General features: G+C 58.5%; 14 protein-coding genes. All 14 read right to left on the bottom strand.

The window, feature by feature from the left end; genetic code table 11:
- Window positions 1–15: 15 nt before the first annotated feature.
- From R1T41_RS01575 to R1T41_RS01510, 14 genes are read right to left on the bottom strand one after another with little or no spacing between them, the layout of a single operon-like run.
- Window positions 16–1,266 (bottom strand): beta-ketoacyl-ACP synthase, encoded by a 1,251-nt coding sequence (locus R1T41_RS01575; protein ID WP_317339485.1) that lies wholly within the window; start codon window positions 1,264–1,266, stop codon window positions 16–18.
- Entirely contained in the window at window positions 1,263–1,988 is a 726-nt protein-coding gene (gene fabG / locus R1T41_RS01570) for a 3-oxoacyl-ACP reductase FabG (RefSeq protein WP_317339483.1), read from the bottom strand. Before fabG ends, R1T41_RS01575 begins: the two co-directional genes overlap by 4 nt.
- Window positions 1,985–2,476, bottom strand: a complete 492-nt coding sequence (locus tag R1T41_RS01565) for a hypothetical protein (protein WP_317339482.1) — start codon at window positions 2,474–2,476, stop codon at window positions 1,985–1,987. The genes fabG and R1T41_RS01565 overlap by 4 nt, the downstream gene beginning before the upstream one ends.
- On the bottom strand, window positions 2,473–3,702 hold the full coding sequence (locus tag R1T41_RS01560; RefSeq protein ID WP_317339480.1) for a beta-ketoacyl-[acyl-carrier-protein] synthase family protein: 1,230 nt from the start codon (window positions 3,700–3,702) through the stop codon (window positions 2,473–2,475). Before R1T41_RS01560 ends, R1T41_RS01565 begins: the two co-directional genes overlap by 4 nt.
- Window positions 3,699–4,289 (bottom strand): DUF3261 domain-containing protein, encoded by a 591-nt coding sequence (locus tag R1T41_RS01555; protein WP_317339478.1) that lies wholly within the window; start codon window positions 4,287–4,289, stop codon window positions 3,699–3,701. Before R1T41_RS01555 ends, R1T41_RS01560 begins: the two co-directional genes overlap by 4 nt.
- A gap of 56 nt (window positions 4,290–4,345) precedes the next feature.
- On the bottom strand, window positions 4,346–5,584 hold the full coding sequence (locus R1T41_RS01550; protein WP_317339476.1) for an NAD(P)/FAD-dependent oxidoreductase: 1,239 nt from the start codon (window positions 5,582–5,584) through the stop codon (window positions 4,346–4,348).
- Window positions 5,584–7,902 carry a hypothetical protein gene (locus R1T41_RS01545; RefSeq protein ID WP_317339474.1) on the bottom strand — a complete coding sequence of 773 codons (2,319 nt, stop codon included), beginning with the start codon at window positions 7,900–7,902 and terminating at the stop codon, window positions 5,584–5,586. Before R1T41_RS01545 ends, R1T41_RS01550 begins: the two co-directional genes overlap by 1 nt.
- A complete protein-coding gene (locus tag R1T41_RS01540) occupies window positions 7,902–8,537 on the bottom strand; it encodes an outer membrane lipoprotein carrier protein LolA (protein WP_317339472.1) in 636 nt (211 codons plus the stop codon). Before R1T41_RS01540 ends, R1T41_RS01545 begins: the two co-directional genes overlap by 1 nt.
- Window positions 8,534–8,941, bottom strand: a complete 408-nt coding sequence (locus tag R1T41_RS01535) for a thioesterase family protein (RefSeq protein ID WP_317339470.1) — start codon at window positions 8,939–8,941, stop codon at window positions 8,534–8,536. The genes R1T41_RS01540 and R1T41_RS01535 overlap by 4 nt, the downstream gene beginning before the upstream one ends.
- On the bottom strand, window positions 8,938–10,500 hold the full coding sequence (locus R1T41_RS01530; protein WP_317339469.1) for an aromatic amino acid ammonia-lyase: 1,563 nt from the start codon (window positions 10,498–10,500) through the stop codon (window positions 8,938–8,940). The genes R1T41_RS01535 and R1T41_RS01530 overlap by 4 nt, the downstream gene beginning before the upstream one ends.
- Window positions 10,493–12,214, bottom strand: coding sequence for a glycosyltransferase family 2 protein (locus tag R1T41_RS01525; protein ID WP_317339468.1), 1,722 nt, complete (start codon window positions 12,212–12,214; stop codon window positions 10,493–10,495). The genes R1T41_RS01530 and R1T41_RS01525 overlap by 8 nt, the downstream gene beginning before the upstream one ends.
- Window positions 12,211–13,899, bottom strand: coding sequence for an AMP-binding protein (locus tag R1T41_RS01520; RefSeq protein WP_317339466.1), 1,689 nt, complete (start codon window positions 13,897–13,899; stop codon window positions 12,211–12,213). The genes R1T41_RS01525 and R1T41_RS01520 overlap by 4 nt, the downstream gene beginning before the upstream one ends.
- Window positions 13,896–14,495, bottom strand: a complete 600-nt coding sequence (locus tag R1T41_RS01515) for a hypothetical protein (protein ID WP_317339465.1) — start codon at window positions 14,493–14,495, stop codon at window positions 13,896–13,898. The genes R1T41_RS01520 and R1T41_RS01515 overlap by 4 nt, the downstream gene beginning before the upstream one ends.
- Window positions 14,476–14,724, bottom strand: coding sequence for an acyl carrier protein (locus R1T41_RS01510; protein WP_317339464.1), 249 nt, complete (start codon window positions 14,722–14,724; stop codon window positions 14,476–14,478). The genes R1T41_RS01515 and R1T41_RS01510 overlap by 20 nt, the downstream gene beginning before the upstream one ends.
- Window position 14,725 lies beyond the last annotated feature (1 nt).

Here is a 14,725-nt window from a genome sequence, read left to right as displayed (position 1 = left end):
GTTGGGTCGGTAAATTCAGATTTGCCGGAAGATCAGGGACGTGTTGATGCCGCCAAAGGCGAAATTGTTGCTCATCATATGTTCGGCCGAAAGGCTTCTGGCGTCGCCAAAGATGTAATCAAGTTCGGCGCATTCCGGGTCGACCTGTTCAAGATTGGCGGTGGCGACAAATTTGCCTTCGCGCATCATTTCAAGGCCCAGCCATGCCTCGATGGCACCACATGCGCCAAGGCTGTGGCCGAAATGGCCCTTGAGCGTGTGCATCGGAATGGCGCGGTCAAACACCGCACGGGTCGCCTTGCTTTCGGCAAGGTCGCCGTGATCCGTCGCGGTGCCGTGGCCATTGACGATATCGATATCCGATGATGACAGCCCGGCAGTTTCGAGCGATTTACGAAGGGCGACTTCCATTTTGTCCGCCGCGGGCTGCGTGATGTGTGCGCCGTCCGAATTGCTGGCGAAGCCGACGATTTCGCCATAGATGGTGGCGCCGCGGGCCTTGGCATGTTCGTATTCTTCGAGGATCAGCGTTCCGGCCCCTTCGCCGATCACCAGACCATCGCGCCTTGCATCATAGGGACGCGGGGAGAGTTCCGGGGCGTCGTTGCTTGTGCTGGTGGCAAACAGGGTATCGAACACGGCGACCATGGTGGGGCAGAGTTCCTCCGCCCCGCCCGCGATCATCAGATCCTGCATGCCGAATTTTATGGCCTCATACGCATATCCGATCCCCATGCTGCCCGATGTGCAGGCGGTCGAGGTCGGGATGATGCGCCCGGAAATGCCATAGAGCACGCCGATATTGACGGCTGCCGTGTGGCTCATCATCTGGATGTAGCTGGTGGCGGTGATGGCATTGCTGTCGCCATGTTCCATCAGGCGGGTGAAGCCGAGAACGGGCGGGGTGCTTCCGAAGGACGAGCCATAGGCAATGCCAAGACGCCCGCCCTGCAGGATGGCGGTATCATCACGAAGCCCCGCCATTTCAAGTGCCTTGTCGGTGGCATCGACCGACATCTGGGCAACACGGCCCATGCTGCGAAGCTGTTTGCGGCTGAATTTACCCTTGAGCGTGAAGTCCTGCACCGGGGCGGCAAGGCGTGTACGCAGATCATATTTGCCATCCCAGTCATCCATGCGCCGGATGCCGGTTTCGCCCGCGGCCATGCGCGATGAAATGGTTTCCCAGTTATCACCAAGGGCGGTGATGCCGGCCATGCCGGTGACGACAACGCGGCGGGTGGAGGTGGTGTTGAGGTGGCTCATAACATGCCCCCATTCACACTGATGACCTGACGGGTGATATAGGACGCATCGGGGCTGCACAGAAACGCGATGGTGCCCGCGACCTCATCAGCCGTGCCGTAACGGCGCATCGGGATCATCGCCTTGACCTCGTCCGCGGGCAGGTCGTCGGTCATCTGGGTTTCGATCACGCCGGGGGCCACGGCATTGACGGTGATTTTGCGTTTGGCGAGTTCAAGGGCAAGCGATTTGACCGCCCCGATGATCCCGGCCTTTGACGCCGCGTAATTGACCTGCCCGCGATTGCCGGCAATCCCGGCGATGGAGGTGAGCGCCACGATCCGCCCGCCCTTGCGCCGTTGAATGATCGGCATGATCAGCGGTTTGATCACATTGTAAAAGCCATCGAGATTGGTGTGCAGAACCCGGTCCCAATCGTCGTCTTCGAGCGCCGGGAAAGGTCCATCGCGGGTCAGCCCGGCATTGAGGATCACACCATAGGGCGCGCCATGATCGGCAATGTCGGCCTCGATTGCGGTACGTGTCGCGTCACGGTCGGCGATATCGAACTGGATCAGACGGGCCGTGCGGCCAAGGGCGATGATATCATCACGGACGGCTTCGGCCCCGGTTTGATCGGAATGATAATGGACGACGATATCAAAACCGTCCCTTGCAAGTCGGCGCGCGGTGGCGGCACCGATCCCCTTGCTTGCACCTGTTACCAGAATGGTTTCTGTCATGGCTTTGTCGTTTCTTGGTTGCTGGTTGGGGTTTCGGATGCGGCGTCATTTGGCTGATAGACATTGATGCGCGCACTCACAAGGGTTTCATCACCTTTGCGGACTTCGCCGTCAAACACACCCATTTCGCCGTCTTCGAAAATGTTTTTCACATGGATGACAAGCACATCGCCATCGGCAAAGCCATCGCATGCCATGGTCATTTTGCGCGTGCCGAGCAGATAACCGATTTTCGGGGCTGTGCCGGGGGCGGCAGACTGGGCGCGCCAGCCGCTATAGGCCGCGACCGACTGGGCGATATATTCAATCCCGACATAGGCGGGGACGCCGTGCGTAGGGGTGAAGAACAGGCTGTTTTTGGTGATGCGGACTTCGGCCGTCAGGCTTTCGGCATCGGCGGCGAGAACGCGGTCGATCAGGAGCATCGGGGCCGCGTGCGGCACCAGTGTTTCGACGGGTGGGAAGGCGGGTTTTACTGACGCATTCATGCGCGGTCCCCCCGGTTCCAGCCCCGGCCCAGAATGACCGAGACGTTGCTGCCGCCAAAGGCAAACGAGTTGCTCATCATCGCCAGCCGATCCGCGGGCGGCAATTTCGTGCCCGGTCTGGTCACCAGATTGATGTCGGGAATTTCGGGATCAGTCGCACCATCCCAGATATGACGTGGCAGGGGGGCACCTTGGGCGGCATTGCAAAGCGATAGCCACAGCATGGCGGCTTCGATGGCGCCCGCAGCACCCAGCGTATGACCGGTCATGGGCTTGGTGGAGCTTGCCGGGACGTTGGCACCCAGAACATCGCAGACCGCACGGGCTTCCATCCCGTCATTAAGCGGGGTCGCGGTGCCGTGGAGATTGATATAGGCGATGTCGGATGGTTTGAGTTTGGCATTCGCCAGCGCGTTTTGCATTGCCAAGGCGGCCCCCCGGCCATCGGGATGCGGCGCATTGGGGTGATGGGCGTCGGAACTTTCACCGACACCGAGCAATTCGATGTCGCCCGCATCGGGATGGGCATTACGGCGCAGGATGAAGATCGCGGCTCCTTCGCCGATATTGATGCCGTCGCGATTGATGCTCATGGGATTACAAATGCCGTTTGATACCGATTGCAGGGCATCAAAGCCGCGCACGGTCAGACGGCAGAGGCTATCGACGCCGCCAACCAGAACCGCATCGCATAGCCCGGTATTGATCAGGCGCGCCCCGGCGGCGAAAGCCTTGGCACTCGACGAGCAGGCGGTTGAAATCGCATAGGACGGTCCGCCAAGATCAAAGGCATCGCGCAGGAAATCCGCAGGCGATCCGATTTCCTGATGGCTATAGACGAAGGTTTCGGGGAAGGCACCGCCATCAAGGGCGGCTTCGTAATCGCTTGTGCCCTCTTCGATGCCCGATGTGCTGGTGCCCATGATGACACCGATGCGGTCGCGGCCGATATCGGCGATCAGATTGGTGATATCGGTTTCGATCTGCCGGGTTGCGGCCCAAAGCAGACGGTTGTTGCGGGTATCGTGGCGGGCAAGGTTTTCGGGTAGCGGTTCGGGATCATGCGTAACTGTCCCAAGGATCGTCGTGCGGTCGGGAAGGAAGCCATCGCGCGCGATCATATCCGCCGGGCGATCCCCAAACAGGGTCGTGCGGCTTTCATCGATCCCGCTGCCAAGGGCCGATACGATGCCAAGGGCGGAAAGATAGAGCGAACCCGGCGTCATGATGACGATCCGGTCCGTTGTGAACGGATCGTGATGGCATAGCCGAACCGTTCATTGCGAAGGTTTGCCACACCCTGCCAGACATCGCGGATCGGGCGTTCGATCCGGGCGTAGGCGCGGCCGCTGTCATCCATGCGAAGCATGCGTTCACCCATGGTTTCACGGATCGACATATTGCCCGGCAGGGCATCGCGCACGACATCCAGCGGCCAATAGACCATGACGATATCGGCAAGCATGCGCCTGGCATCAAGTGTTGCGGGCAGCCAGTCGGCGGTTTGGACCGACAGGGCATCGGTCGTCCAGTCGATATCAATCGCGCGACGGCCCAGATCATCGATCATGACGATGCGGACGTGATCGTGTTCAAGGGACAGGCGGGCCTGAAAGGTGCCGGTTTCGGTTTCGGTGCTGCTGATGTTTTTCCAGCTTGCGGTGACCTGCTGGGTGACGTCGATGGTGTCATCATCGGCCCATGGCTGTTCAGGCAGGGTGAATGCGTAACCCTCGTCAAGCATCACGGTTTGCGCCGGTGTTGATGTGAAGACGTCCGGCATGGAAAAGTCGGGCATTGTCAGATCGGGCATGTTCATTGTTTCACAGGCGCTCAGGCCCGTGGCAAGCATGCCAGCGACAAGGGTTTTTACGACGACGGAGCGCATAGATCGTGCAACATCTCAAGATAGCGTTCGGTTTTGGCGACCAGCGGGTTTTCCATATTCCATGCATAACCTGCAAGGATCGAAACGACCATACGTTTCAGTTGTGAATCGTCATCGGGCTGATTGAAAATAATCGTCTGTAACCGTCCGTCATACCATGCATCGACGTAAGCCCGGAACGTATCGACCCCCTTTGACAGTGGTTCGGCAAAATCCATGTTCCAGTCGACAGCATTGCCATTATGACGCGCGATCAAGGCCTTGGCGGCCAGTTCGGCGGAATGCATGGCGATGGTCACACCCGATGAAAAGACCGGATCAAGGAAGCCCGCCGAATTGCCAAGCAGCACATAGCCATCGCCAAAAAGTTTTTCCGATTGCGCGCTATATCCGGCGATGGAATTGAGATCGCGGATTGGTTCGGCATTGGCCAGAAGGCTTCCGAGACGTGTATCGTTGATCAGCTGATTGAAAATGTCCTGATCGGACATGCCGTCAAAGGCCGGATCATTATCGGGATAGATCGCGCCGATGGACGCGGTGCCATCGGAAAACGGGATCAGCCAGTACCAGATTTCATGACGGGTCGGATGCACCGTGATCAGGATTTTTTCGCGGTCATAACCGGGATCGGTGATGTGATCGCGCATATGCGTGAATAACGCGCGGCGCTCAATCGACTTGCCGGGGCGGGCAAGGCCGAGCATCCGGGGAAGGACGCGGCCATAGCCACTGGCATCGACCACGAACCTGGCACGGAGTTCACCCGGATTGCCATTGGCATCGGTGAAGCCAAGACGGCAATCGCCATCGGCAAGTTGTGCGGATGTGACGCGGTGGCCAAAGCGGATATCGACCCCGGCGCGCGCGGTTTCACCTGCCAGAATCTGATCAAAGCGGGCGCGCTTAACCTGAAACGTGGTGCCCCAGCAAGCGGATGGTTCGAAATTCTGGCGGAAATCAATCGACATATATTGGGGGCCGCATTCGAAGACGGCACCGTTTTTAAACTGGAACCCGGCATCGGTCACGGCACCCAGAAGCCCGGCACGTTCAAGTACATTCATGCAGTTGGGCAGCAGACTTTCGCCGATCACGAAGCGCGGGAATGTTTCGGCTTCGAGCACGGTGACGGCCATGCCGGCATCATGCAGGAATTTGGCAATGACCGATCCGGCCGGCCCGGCACCGATGATGGCGATATCGCAATCGGGTTTCACTATTCCTGTCCCCGCTGATTTTGGGTTTGCTCGTGTTTTGTCGGTGCCGTCATCCAGAAGGCCAGGAACCATGCCCCGATCAGGCCGATGGCAATCACCGATCCGATATCGCGCACCAGTGGTACGGATGATGTGGCAAGCAGGCCAAAGGCCAAGACGCTGCTGATCAGCGACAGCAATACCGCAAGTCGGGTGTCGTCATCATGGGTTTCGTTACGGCTTTCGGCCAGAAACAGCACGTAATCCGCGCCAATGGCAAAGACCAGAAACAGCGCCATGGTGGTAAAGAAGCTTTGGGCGATGTCAAAGGCATAACCGCCCAGCACGGCAAACAGGATGGCCCCGGCGGGAGCGGCAAAAACGCAGATGCCGGTTTGAAGCCCGTAACGCAAAACGGCAAGGATCGCGGCAACACAAAGCGCACCGCCCAGGGCAATCCATGCCCACAGGCGGTAGGCGGCAAACTGGTTGCTGATCGCGGTGGACGGATTGATCAGGGTGACGTTTTGGATATCGGTAAGGGCGTTACGAATGGCGTCAATATCGGTGGCGTTGCGAAGGCGGATGATGTCCGAACCGCCGGAATGCAGGCGGGTGATTTCGGGTAATGTCCTTGCCGTGTTGTCATCGGGGACAAGATAATCGGCATCCTTATCCGGCGCGGTGATCCTGACCGGCAACTGATCGGACAGGGCCGCGCCAAAGCGATCATAAAGGCCATTTGTGACCAGATCGCGGTTTTCGGTTTGCCGGGCGATGGACGGGATCAGATCGGACAGGCCGATCATGCCGCCAAGCCGGTTATCCATGATCAGCGGTGCCAGGGCATCGCGGATTGCTTCGCCGGTTTCAAGGCGGGTTTGGGGATCGGTGCCGTCAATGCGGATGAATACGGGGCTGCCGCCAAGGCCAAGGATATCGGCGATTTTACCGGCGTCTGATATCAGGGAGTCATTGCCGTGGCCGAACTGGCGGATATCGTTATTGCCGGGGATCAGGAAGGCCGCAAGGGCAAGGGTGATGATGATCGCGCCACTTGCGATCAGTCGAACGCGGATCGGGGCAAATGTTTTGCCAAGGGCGACTTGCAATCCGTCATGGAGTTTGCGGATCGGCGAGGATGGCCGGACATCGCGGGCCGGGATCAGGGGCAGCAGGAACAGCACCGAACAATAGGCCGCCACCAGACCGGCGACGGAATAAACCGCGATCTGGGATAGCAATTGGGTGGGGCTGAGTGACAGCGCGCCAAAGCCGATCACGGATGTCAGAAGGCCAAGGCTTAGCCCCGGTCTGATTTTACGCAGCCGATCAACAGGCGACCCGGCGTTGGAGGGTAGCACAAGATAATGCAGGGCATAATCGACTGAAATGCCGATCATGGTCGCGCCAAACACCAGCGCAATCGCATGGATCGCCGGGAAGATCGCGACCACGGCGGCGAGCCCTGCCAAAAGGCCGCTGCCGACGACCAGAAGCGCCCCCAGAAGCGGGAGGGCGGAGTAGAATACCAGCCCAATCATCACAAGGATGCCGATGGTTGCGATGATCGCGATGCGTTGCACATCGGATTGCGCGCGGGTGGCTTCTGCCACGGCAAAGAAAATCTGGCCGGTTTTGGCGGTACTCAGACCGGGGGTGGCATCGGTGATGGATTGCAGGGCGGCATTGGCCGCAGAGACCCACCGTTGATCGTTGCCGGAGCTGCGCAGATCAGGTGACAGGCTTGCCATCACCGGCAGGTAAAATTGCCCGCCGTGGGTGATGATATCGTTACCGGTGCCGAGCTTGGTGCCAAGGTCGGACAGGAAGGCGGGCAGAAGCGCGAACGGGTCCTGTTTTAGCGACTGGCTGCTGAGCGTTGTGGCCGGGGAATAGAGGTTCTGAAGTGCACGGCGATAAAGGGTTTCGGCTTTGCCATTTGCCAGTTTTTCGCGATCAGCCGGAGACAGCAGGCTGTTGGCGTGCGGGCCATACAGCGCCATCAGATCGGCAAAGCGATCATTGTTGTGACCGGGAAGGGTGATGCCCTGCGTGCCATCAAGGGCCGCGATCCGGCCCGTGAAATCAGTGGCGGCGGTTTCAAGTGCGTCGCGGTCTGAATGCGAGAGCATGAAGATCGCCTGCTGACCATCATTTGCCAGCAGATGGCGGACGGTGGCGATGTCGCTTTGCTGGGCGTTTGGGGCGGCATTTTCCTGCCCGATCAGGGACAGGATATCGGCATCGATCCCGGTATGACCGCCGCGTAATTGCCACGCGGTAAAAACCGCCATCGCGATCAGGCACAGGGCCCAGAGGGTTGCGCGCAATGCCATTACTGACCTGTGCCGGTCAGAAGGGCGGCAAATTCGGGCGGCAGCGGCAGGCTTTGCAATGACTGATCGGAAAGGGTGATGGCATCATGATCGCCGGTCGGTTTTTCGAGGCGGACATTTTCAACAAAATCAGTACCCGTGGCGGTGATTTTGCTGATCTGGTTTTGGATGGTGCTGCCATCCTTTGGCGTCAGGATGACCTGCCACGCGCCTTGTTCGGTTGTGTCCTTGGCGATGTCAAAGCGCTGCTCCAGCGGTTGCCAGTTTCCGGCAAGGACGGCAGAAATCAGTTCGACAAACTGGCGGAACTGATCGCCACGCGCCAACTCGTCGCGGTTGCCCTGATCATCGATGCGGGTGATGCCGTGATCATCAAGGATCGTGGTGCCGGGAAACGGGGCAAGGGTGCGCCAGACCAGCCCGCGTGCCGGGGACAGGACGAAATCGCCGTTCGAGGTGAGCGGTTTGTCAAAGCCGTCAAGGTGGCGGTCCATGGTGAAACTGCCGCCGAGGTATTGTTCTGTGCCGATTGTCGCCGGGGATGGGATATCATCCGCCCGTGCGGTGCCGGCCATGCCTGCAGCCAGCAGGGCGGCGGTTGCGACGGATGCGATCAGGCGGCGGATCGGGGTCAAACAAGGGCCTCCATCTTTTCGATGAAGAAATTGGGGCTGCGATAGAGCATTTCGCCGCTGGATTTTTCGACCGCGACCTGAATGGTGAAGCCCTTGGTCAGTTTTTCACCGGTTTTGCTGTCGCTGACCAGATAGTCGATTTTAAGCCGGTTTTCATATTCGCGGAGCGTCGCGGTGATCGTGATATTCTGCCCGAAGGTGCAGGGGCGGACATATTTGACCCGCATATCCACCACCGGCCAGACATAGCCCGACGCATCCATTTGCGGATAGTTGTAGTCGATCTGATCCAGCAGCGCGCAGCGGGCATTTTCAAAGAATTGCACGTAATTTCCGTGCCAAACGACATTCATCGGATCAAGGTGATAGAACTGCACCGTTTCGGTGACCGACGCACTGATCATGATGCCAGATCCCCGCCATAAAGCGCCCAGTGGCGCGATTGAATGCGGTCGATCAGAAGGCGGAGGGTTGCTTCGAGCGGCTGGTCTTCGGCGATGAATGGGATGTCGGTGCCAAGCGCATCCAGGAAGGCGGTGATATCACTGCCAAGTTGTTCGGGTTTGATGTCCCCGTTTTTGAGGCGCAGCGTGATCGCCTGTTTGACGGCAATCAGGTTGGCAGCCGCGACCTGTTCGGTCAGTTGCAGGATGCGCAGGCAATCACGGGCGGCAATCGTTCCCATGCTGACCTTGTCCTGGTTATGGCATTCGGTCGAACGGGAAAAGACGCTGGCGGGCATGGTGTTTTTCAATGCCTCTGCCGTCCAGGCGGAAACGCCGATCTGCACGGCCTTGAGCCCATGATTGATCGAAGCGCGATCCGCATCCGATCCCGACAGGTTCGATGGCAGGCCATGATTGAATTTGGTATCGACCAGAAGCGCCATCTGCCGGTCCATCAGATCAGCCAGATTGGCGATCAGGGTTTTCATGCCATCGGCGACGAAGGCAACATGCCCGCCATAGAAATGACCGCCATGCAGGATGGTTTCGCCTTCGACATCGATCAGCGGGTTGTCATTGGCACTGTTCAGTTCGGTTTCAAGGGTTGCGCGGAAGGTCGGCATCATGTCGGCCAGAACGCCGATGACATGCGGCGCACAGCGCAGCGAATAACGATCCTGCAACCGGGCGGGGGCATAATCCGCGCCCAGATCGGCAAGGTCGGTTTCGATAAAGGACGCAATGCGGGCCTGCCCCGGATGGGGTTTTGCAGCAAACAGGCGTTTGTCAAAATGGGCCGGATTGCCGAGCAACCCGATAGAGGCAAGTGCTGTAATGCGTGCGGTCAGGCGGCACAGGTAATCGGCACGCACGAAAGCCTGACACATCATGGCGGTCATGACCGATGTGCCGTTCATGATGGCGAGGGCTTCCTTGGGGCGCAGCGTTAACGGCGTTAACCCGGACGTAGCAAGCGCATCAAGGGCGGTCATTTTCTGGCCGCGATAAAGCACATCGCGTTCACCGATCAGGGCGGCAGCCACATAGGAAAGCGGGGTCAGATCGCCGCTGGCGCCGACCGATCCTTCTTCGGGGATCAGGGGCGTGATGTCATGTTCCAGAAGACCGGCAAGCTGGCGCAGAAGATCAAGGCTGACACCGGAATAGCCGGTGCAAAGTGATGCAAGCCGGACGGCAAGGACGGCGCGCGCCTGATCGGGCGTGAGGATATCGCCAAGGCCGCAGCCGTGAAACCGGCTGAGATGCAGCGGCAGTTCGGCGACCAGTTCGGGTGGCACACGGCGCGAAACGGAATCACCATAGCCGGTGGTCACACCATAGATATGGCCGTGATCGCGCAATTCCCGATCAAGGAAATCGGCCCCGGCCTGAATGCGGCTGGTGAACTCCGGGTCGGATGAGAGGACGGGCAGGGCGCGTTGTTCGGCAAGGGCAACGATATCTTCGATGCGCAGGTTTTCCTCGCCAAACAGGACAGTGGTGCGGCTGTTATTCATTGTTGTCCTTTTTATTCGCCCAGAAGTCATAGAAATTGAACCATTGCAGCGGCCGCGTCACAACAAGCTTTTCAAGCCAGCCTGCATATTGTTCGGCATATTCGGTGATTTTACCGACCCGGTTGGCACGCGGCAGGGTTATTTTATCGGCCAGTTTTTCCCACGCGATTTCAAACCGGTTTCCGTTGCGCCATGCGGCGGCCATGTAAACCGGGCATTGCAGCAGATGGGCCAGAACAAACGGCCCCTGCGGGAACGGAGCCGGATCGCCCAGAAACGGGACACTTACCGATTTATCACGCGCACCAATGGCAACGCGGTCAGCCGCAATCACGATCCATTCGCCGCGTTCGACCTTTTCACGCAGCAGCATCGCGGTATCGGGGCCGATTTCGGTGACCTCGATCAGATCAACCTGGCTTTCGGGGGCGAATTTTTGCAGGACACGGCCAAAGCGGGCAGCGTTTTTTTGATGCAATAGCACATTGACACGAAAATCGCGGTCGCGGCTGGCAATCGCCCTGACCAGTTCGATATTGCCGAAATGGGATACGAACAGGATGACGGCCTGATCACGCGGTATATAGTCAAACAGGCTTTCGGCGTGATCGGGCAGGTCAAGATCATCGATCTTCATTTCGCCTGACCATGCGGCGATCTTATCCAGCGCGCTTTCGCCGAAATTCATGAAATGGCGGAAACTGTCACGCAGGCCCGGTTTGGGGTGGCCGGTGATGGCGGCAATCCGGGTCAGGAAATCCTGCGAAGCCCGCCTTGCAATCCGCCCGGTGGCAAAGAAATAGGCAATGATCGGAAACATCACCACCATGCAAAGTCGCCGCCCGCCATAACGGTAAACCATGCCAAGGAACCGGATGCCCCAATACATGCCGCGTTCATCAATTTCCGACCAGTGCCGGGCGGATTTTCCCCCGGTTTCAGGATGTTTTTCGGGATCAATACCGGTGCGGTGTTTCTGCCCGAAGTGACCGCCACGCGCGATAAAGCCCGGCAGGCGGATCAGCATGCCAAAGAACAGCCGGGTGTGCATCCAACTGATCAGGACATTGTCCTTCCACATGCGGAAGTTCGATGTGTTGTTTTTGGGATATGTGACTTCGGTCGGAACGTGATGGATCGGGACACCGCGCCAGTAAAGGCGCACCATCAGTTCGGTGTCGAAATCCATTTTATGGCCGCAGCCTTCTTCGCGCCAGACCGCGAGGCTTTCGGATACCGGATACACGCGAAAGCCGCACATGCTGTCGCGGATATGGGTCGATAATGTTTCGATCCAGACCCAGACATGGGAAATCCAGCGCCCGATGCGGCGTTTTTCCGGGATGCTGTCGTCATAGACCGGAAGGCCGGTGATGAGGGCAGCCGGGTCTTCGCGGGCGATGCGGATCATTTCTTCGATCCGGTCAAGATTGTGCTGCCCGTCGGCATCGACCTGAATGGCGTGGGTGAAACCGGCGCGTTCAGCCATGGCAAGGCCCGCCATCACCGCCACACCCTTGCCGCCATTTTCATCGAGATGCTGACAGGTAACCCCGTTTTCGGGATCGTGCAGGGCTGCCACAACATCATGCGTTTGCACGTTCGAGCCGTCATCAATGATGATCACCGGCAGATCATATTCGCGGATGCGCGCCACGACATCAGCCAGGACATCATGATGGTTATGGGTGGGGATGACGGCACAGATTTTCATGAGGCAGCCTCGCGCCATTTCAGAATACCGGAGCTGTGATCGCCTTCGGCGTCGGAATGATAACGGAATTTGATTTTTGCTTTGTCGCGGTCGCAATCAAGTTCCAGCATCACGGTCGATCCGGGTGTGATCGGCTTTCGGTATTTAAGTTGTGTCACTTCGCCGATGGTGACCGGTACGTCAAAAAGCGCTGCGGCCTGATCCACGGCCCAGTGCAGTTGCACCACCCCCGGCAGGATCGGCATGCCGGGAAAATGGCCACGGAAATAAAGCAGATCCGTTGGCAGGTGCAGCGACAGGTTGACGCGGTCATCATCGCGATTTTGTATAACGATTTCAGGCGTTAAAGGTTCCATTTCGGCAAAAAGAGCGCGCAGCAAATGAAGCGGGCGTTTGCCCTGACTGTCGGATGGCAGCTGATCGACAAAGCGCCAGCGTTGCGGCAGGGCAGCATCATCTTCGAATTTGGCGATTTCACGCCGCAATTGCCGGCCCATGCGAAATCGCCCGATTTCGGCCAGCATATCGCGGCCCGCAGGCGACAGTACGGCCACTACGCCAAGGCGGCGGTCATCATCATCGGGGATAAGCGCAATGGCGTCTTCGACCAGATGGCTTTGGCGCAGATGGCGTTCAACCGCACCCAGCGAAATGCGTTTGCCTTCGACCTTGACCACCCGGTCGGCCCGGCCATGCAGGGTGAAGGTGCCGGTTGCGTCATTGATCTTTGCGATGTCTTCGGTTTGATACCAGTCATCGCCCGCGATATGGGCGGCACGCACGCGCAGGCACCCGGCGTCATTTAGGGCGACCTCGACCCCCGGCAGAGGATGCCATGGGCAGTTGTCGCCGGTCTGCTGACGGTGGGCGATGCCACCGGTTTCGGTGCTGCCGTAAATTTCGGTCGGGCAGGTGCCGAGCATGGCGGTGGTTTCACGTGCGGCGGCAAGATCGAGCGGCCCCCCCGATGAAAAGATCAGGGACGGGCGCGGCACATCTGCCAGATCGGGATGCAGGTTTTTAAGATGTGCGGGGCTTGTGATCAGGACATCGCCATTATTGATATCGCCCTGCATCATTTCCCAATAGGGGGCGGGATCGGCGGTGAAAACGCGCTTGGTCATCACCGGCCAGACGATGCGGAAAATCAGGCCATAGATATGCTGATGCGATACCAGCCCGACAATGCGTGCGCCTTTGGGGATGTGCGGCTGCCAAAGCGGTTCCTGTATGGTGATTTCGGCTTCGATCAGGGCCAGTGTTTTAGGGATGGGTTTGGCATCCCCAGTCGAGCCAGATGTAAAGAATACCGCGCGGCAATCGGTTGCGGCGGGCAATGTCATGTGGCTGTCGATATTGGTCGCAGTGGCCGAGGCAAGTCTTTCGCGGATGGCGGCGTCATCCAGATACAGATCGAACTGGCTGCTGATGCCATCAAGATAGGCGGGGCGGTCGGTTGCCGGGAAAATCACGGTGGCCCCCGCCCGCCATGCGGCGGTGATCGCGATCAGGAACAGACGGGCCGACTGGCAATGGATGGCGATGCGCGAAGATTGGCGCAAGATCGGGCAAAGCCGGTCGATATCGGCCAGGATATCACCCGCACAGAAGACCCGGCCGCCTTCGACGCAAAGGGCGGTGGCGGCGTTTTTCGGATCATGCAGGTTTGCGATAAAGCCGGTCATGGGGTTTCGATATTGTTTCCGGTTTTGCGATCATGGCGGGCACGCAAGAAACGGCGGACCGGCCATTCGCCAATGAACAGGATGCCGATCAGGCCATAGGACAGAAGCCCATTATAAAGCGTCCAGATTTCCATGCTCGCATAAAGTGCCGTCCATGTGGCAATCATCGCGTTGAGCGCGAAAAATCCGATCCAGACCTTGGTCAGTTTGCGCGTGTAGGCAACCGAATAGGCATCAAGATCAGGCATTTTAAGCCGTGCCAGGCGTTCGACCATCGGGCGTTCGGTAAACAGCGTGACGGTAAAAACCATGCCCATGGTCAGGCTGACAATCACCGGATAAAAGCGGATGGCGACCAGTTCGCTTGCGATGCCGCCTGCGGCGACAATGACGGCGACCAGAACCGCAAGACCGGCAGGCCCATAACGTTTTTGCAGCGCAAATGAAGCGGCACGCAACAGAACGAGGATCAGAAGCCCGATCAGGATGATCTGCGGGGAAAAGACCGTCAGTCCGAAATAGACCAGAACCGGATAGATGATACCCAGTATGGCAAGCAGGATGGTCGCGATCCGTTTAGGAACAGACCAGGTCATGGATCTTCTCGACGACGTCATCGACGGTGCGGACAGACCGGAATTCCATGGCCGGGATTTTCTTGCCGGTGATTTCCTGGAATTTGACGATCAGGTCGACGGCATCGATGCTGTCGAGGTCAAGGTCTTCGAACAGGCGGGCGTCCGGGGTGATATCCTCGGACGGGACTTCGAAAAGTTCGACAAGGTAATCGTGAAGCTGCTGATAAACGTCCTGGCGACTTTGCATG

The sequence above is a fragment of the Thalassospira lucentensis genome, from assembly GCF_032921865.1.
Classification (GTDB): domain Bacteria; phylum Pseudomonadota; class Alphaproteobacteria; order Rhodospirillales; family Thalassospiraceae; genus Thalassospira; species Thalassospira lucentensis_A.
The sequence above is the reverse complement of the archived record's forward strand: the minus strand, read 5'-3'. Positions and strand labels throughout refer to the sequence as shown.

Bases quoted from the DNA above. Each gene is read 5' to 3' on its own strand.
- R1T41_RS01575 (WP_317339485.1), bottom strand. From the start codon at position 1,266: ATGAGCCACCTCAACACCACCTCCACCCGCCGCGTTGTCGTCACCGGC.
- fabG (WP_317339483.1), bottom strand. From the start codon at position 1,988: ATGACAGAAACCATTCTGGTAACAGGTGCAAGCAAGGGGATCGGTGCC.
- R1T41_RS01565 (WP_317339482.1), bottom strand. From the start codon at position 2,476: ATGAATGCGTCAGTAAAACCCGCCTTCCCACCCGTCGAAACACTGGTG.
- R1T41_RS01560 (WP_317339480.1), bottom strand. From the start codon at position 3,702: ATGACGCCGGGTTCGCTCTATCTTTCCGCCCTTGGCATCGTATCGGCC.
- R1T41_RS01555 (WP_317339478.1), bottom strand. From the start codon at position 4,289: ATGCCCGATCTGACAATGCCCGACTTTTCCATGCCGGACGTCTTCACA.
- R1T41_RS01545 (WP_317339474.1), bottom strand. From the start codon at position 7,902: ATGGCATTGCGCGCAACCCTCTGGGCCCTGTGCCTGATCGCGATGGCG.
- R1T41_RS01535 (WP_317339470.1), bottom strand. From the start codon at position 8,941: ATGATCAGTGCGTCGGTCACCGAAACGGTGCAGTTCTATCACCTTGAT.
- R1T41_RS01530 (WP_317339469.1), bottom strand. From the start codon at position 10,500: ATGAATAACAGCCGCACCACTGTCCTGTTTGGCGAGGAAAACCTGCGC.
- R1T41_RS01525 (WP_317339468.1), bottom strand. From the start codon at position 12,214: ATGAAAATCTGTGCCGTCATCCCCACCCATAACCATCATGATGTCCTG.
- R1T41_RS01520 (WP_317339466.1), bottom strand. From the start codon at position 13,899: ATGACCGGCTTTATCGCAAACCTGCATGATCCGAAAAACGCCGCCACC.
- R1T41_RS01515 (WP_317339465.1), bottom strand. From the start codon at position 14,495: ATGACCTGGTCTGTTCCTAAACGGATCGCGACCATCCTGCTTGCCATA.
- R1T41_RS01510 (WP_317339464.1), bottom strand. From the start codon at position 14,724: ATGCAAAGTCGCCAGGACGTTTATCAGCAGCTTCACGATTACCTTGTC.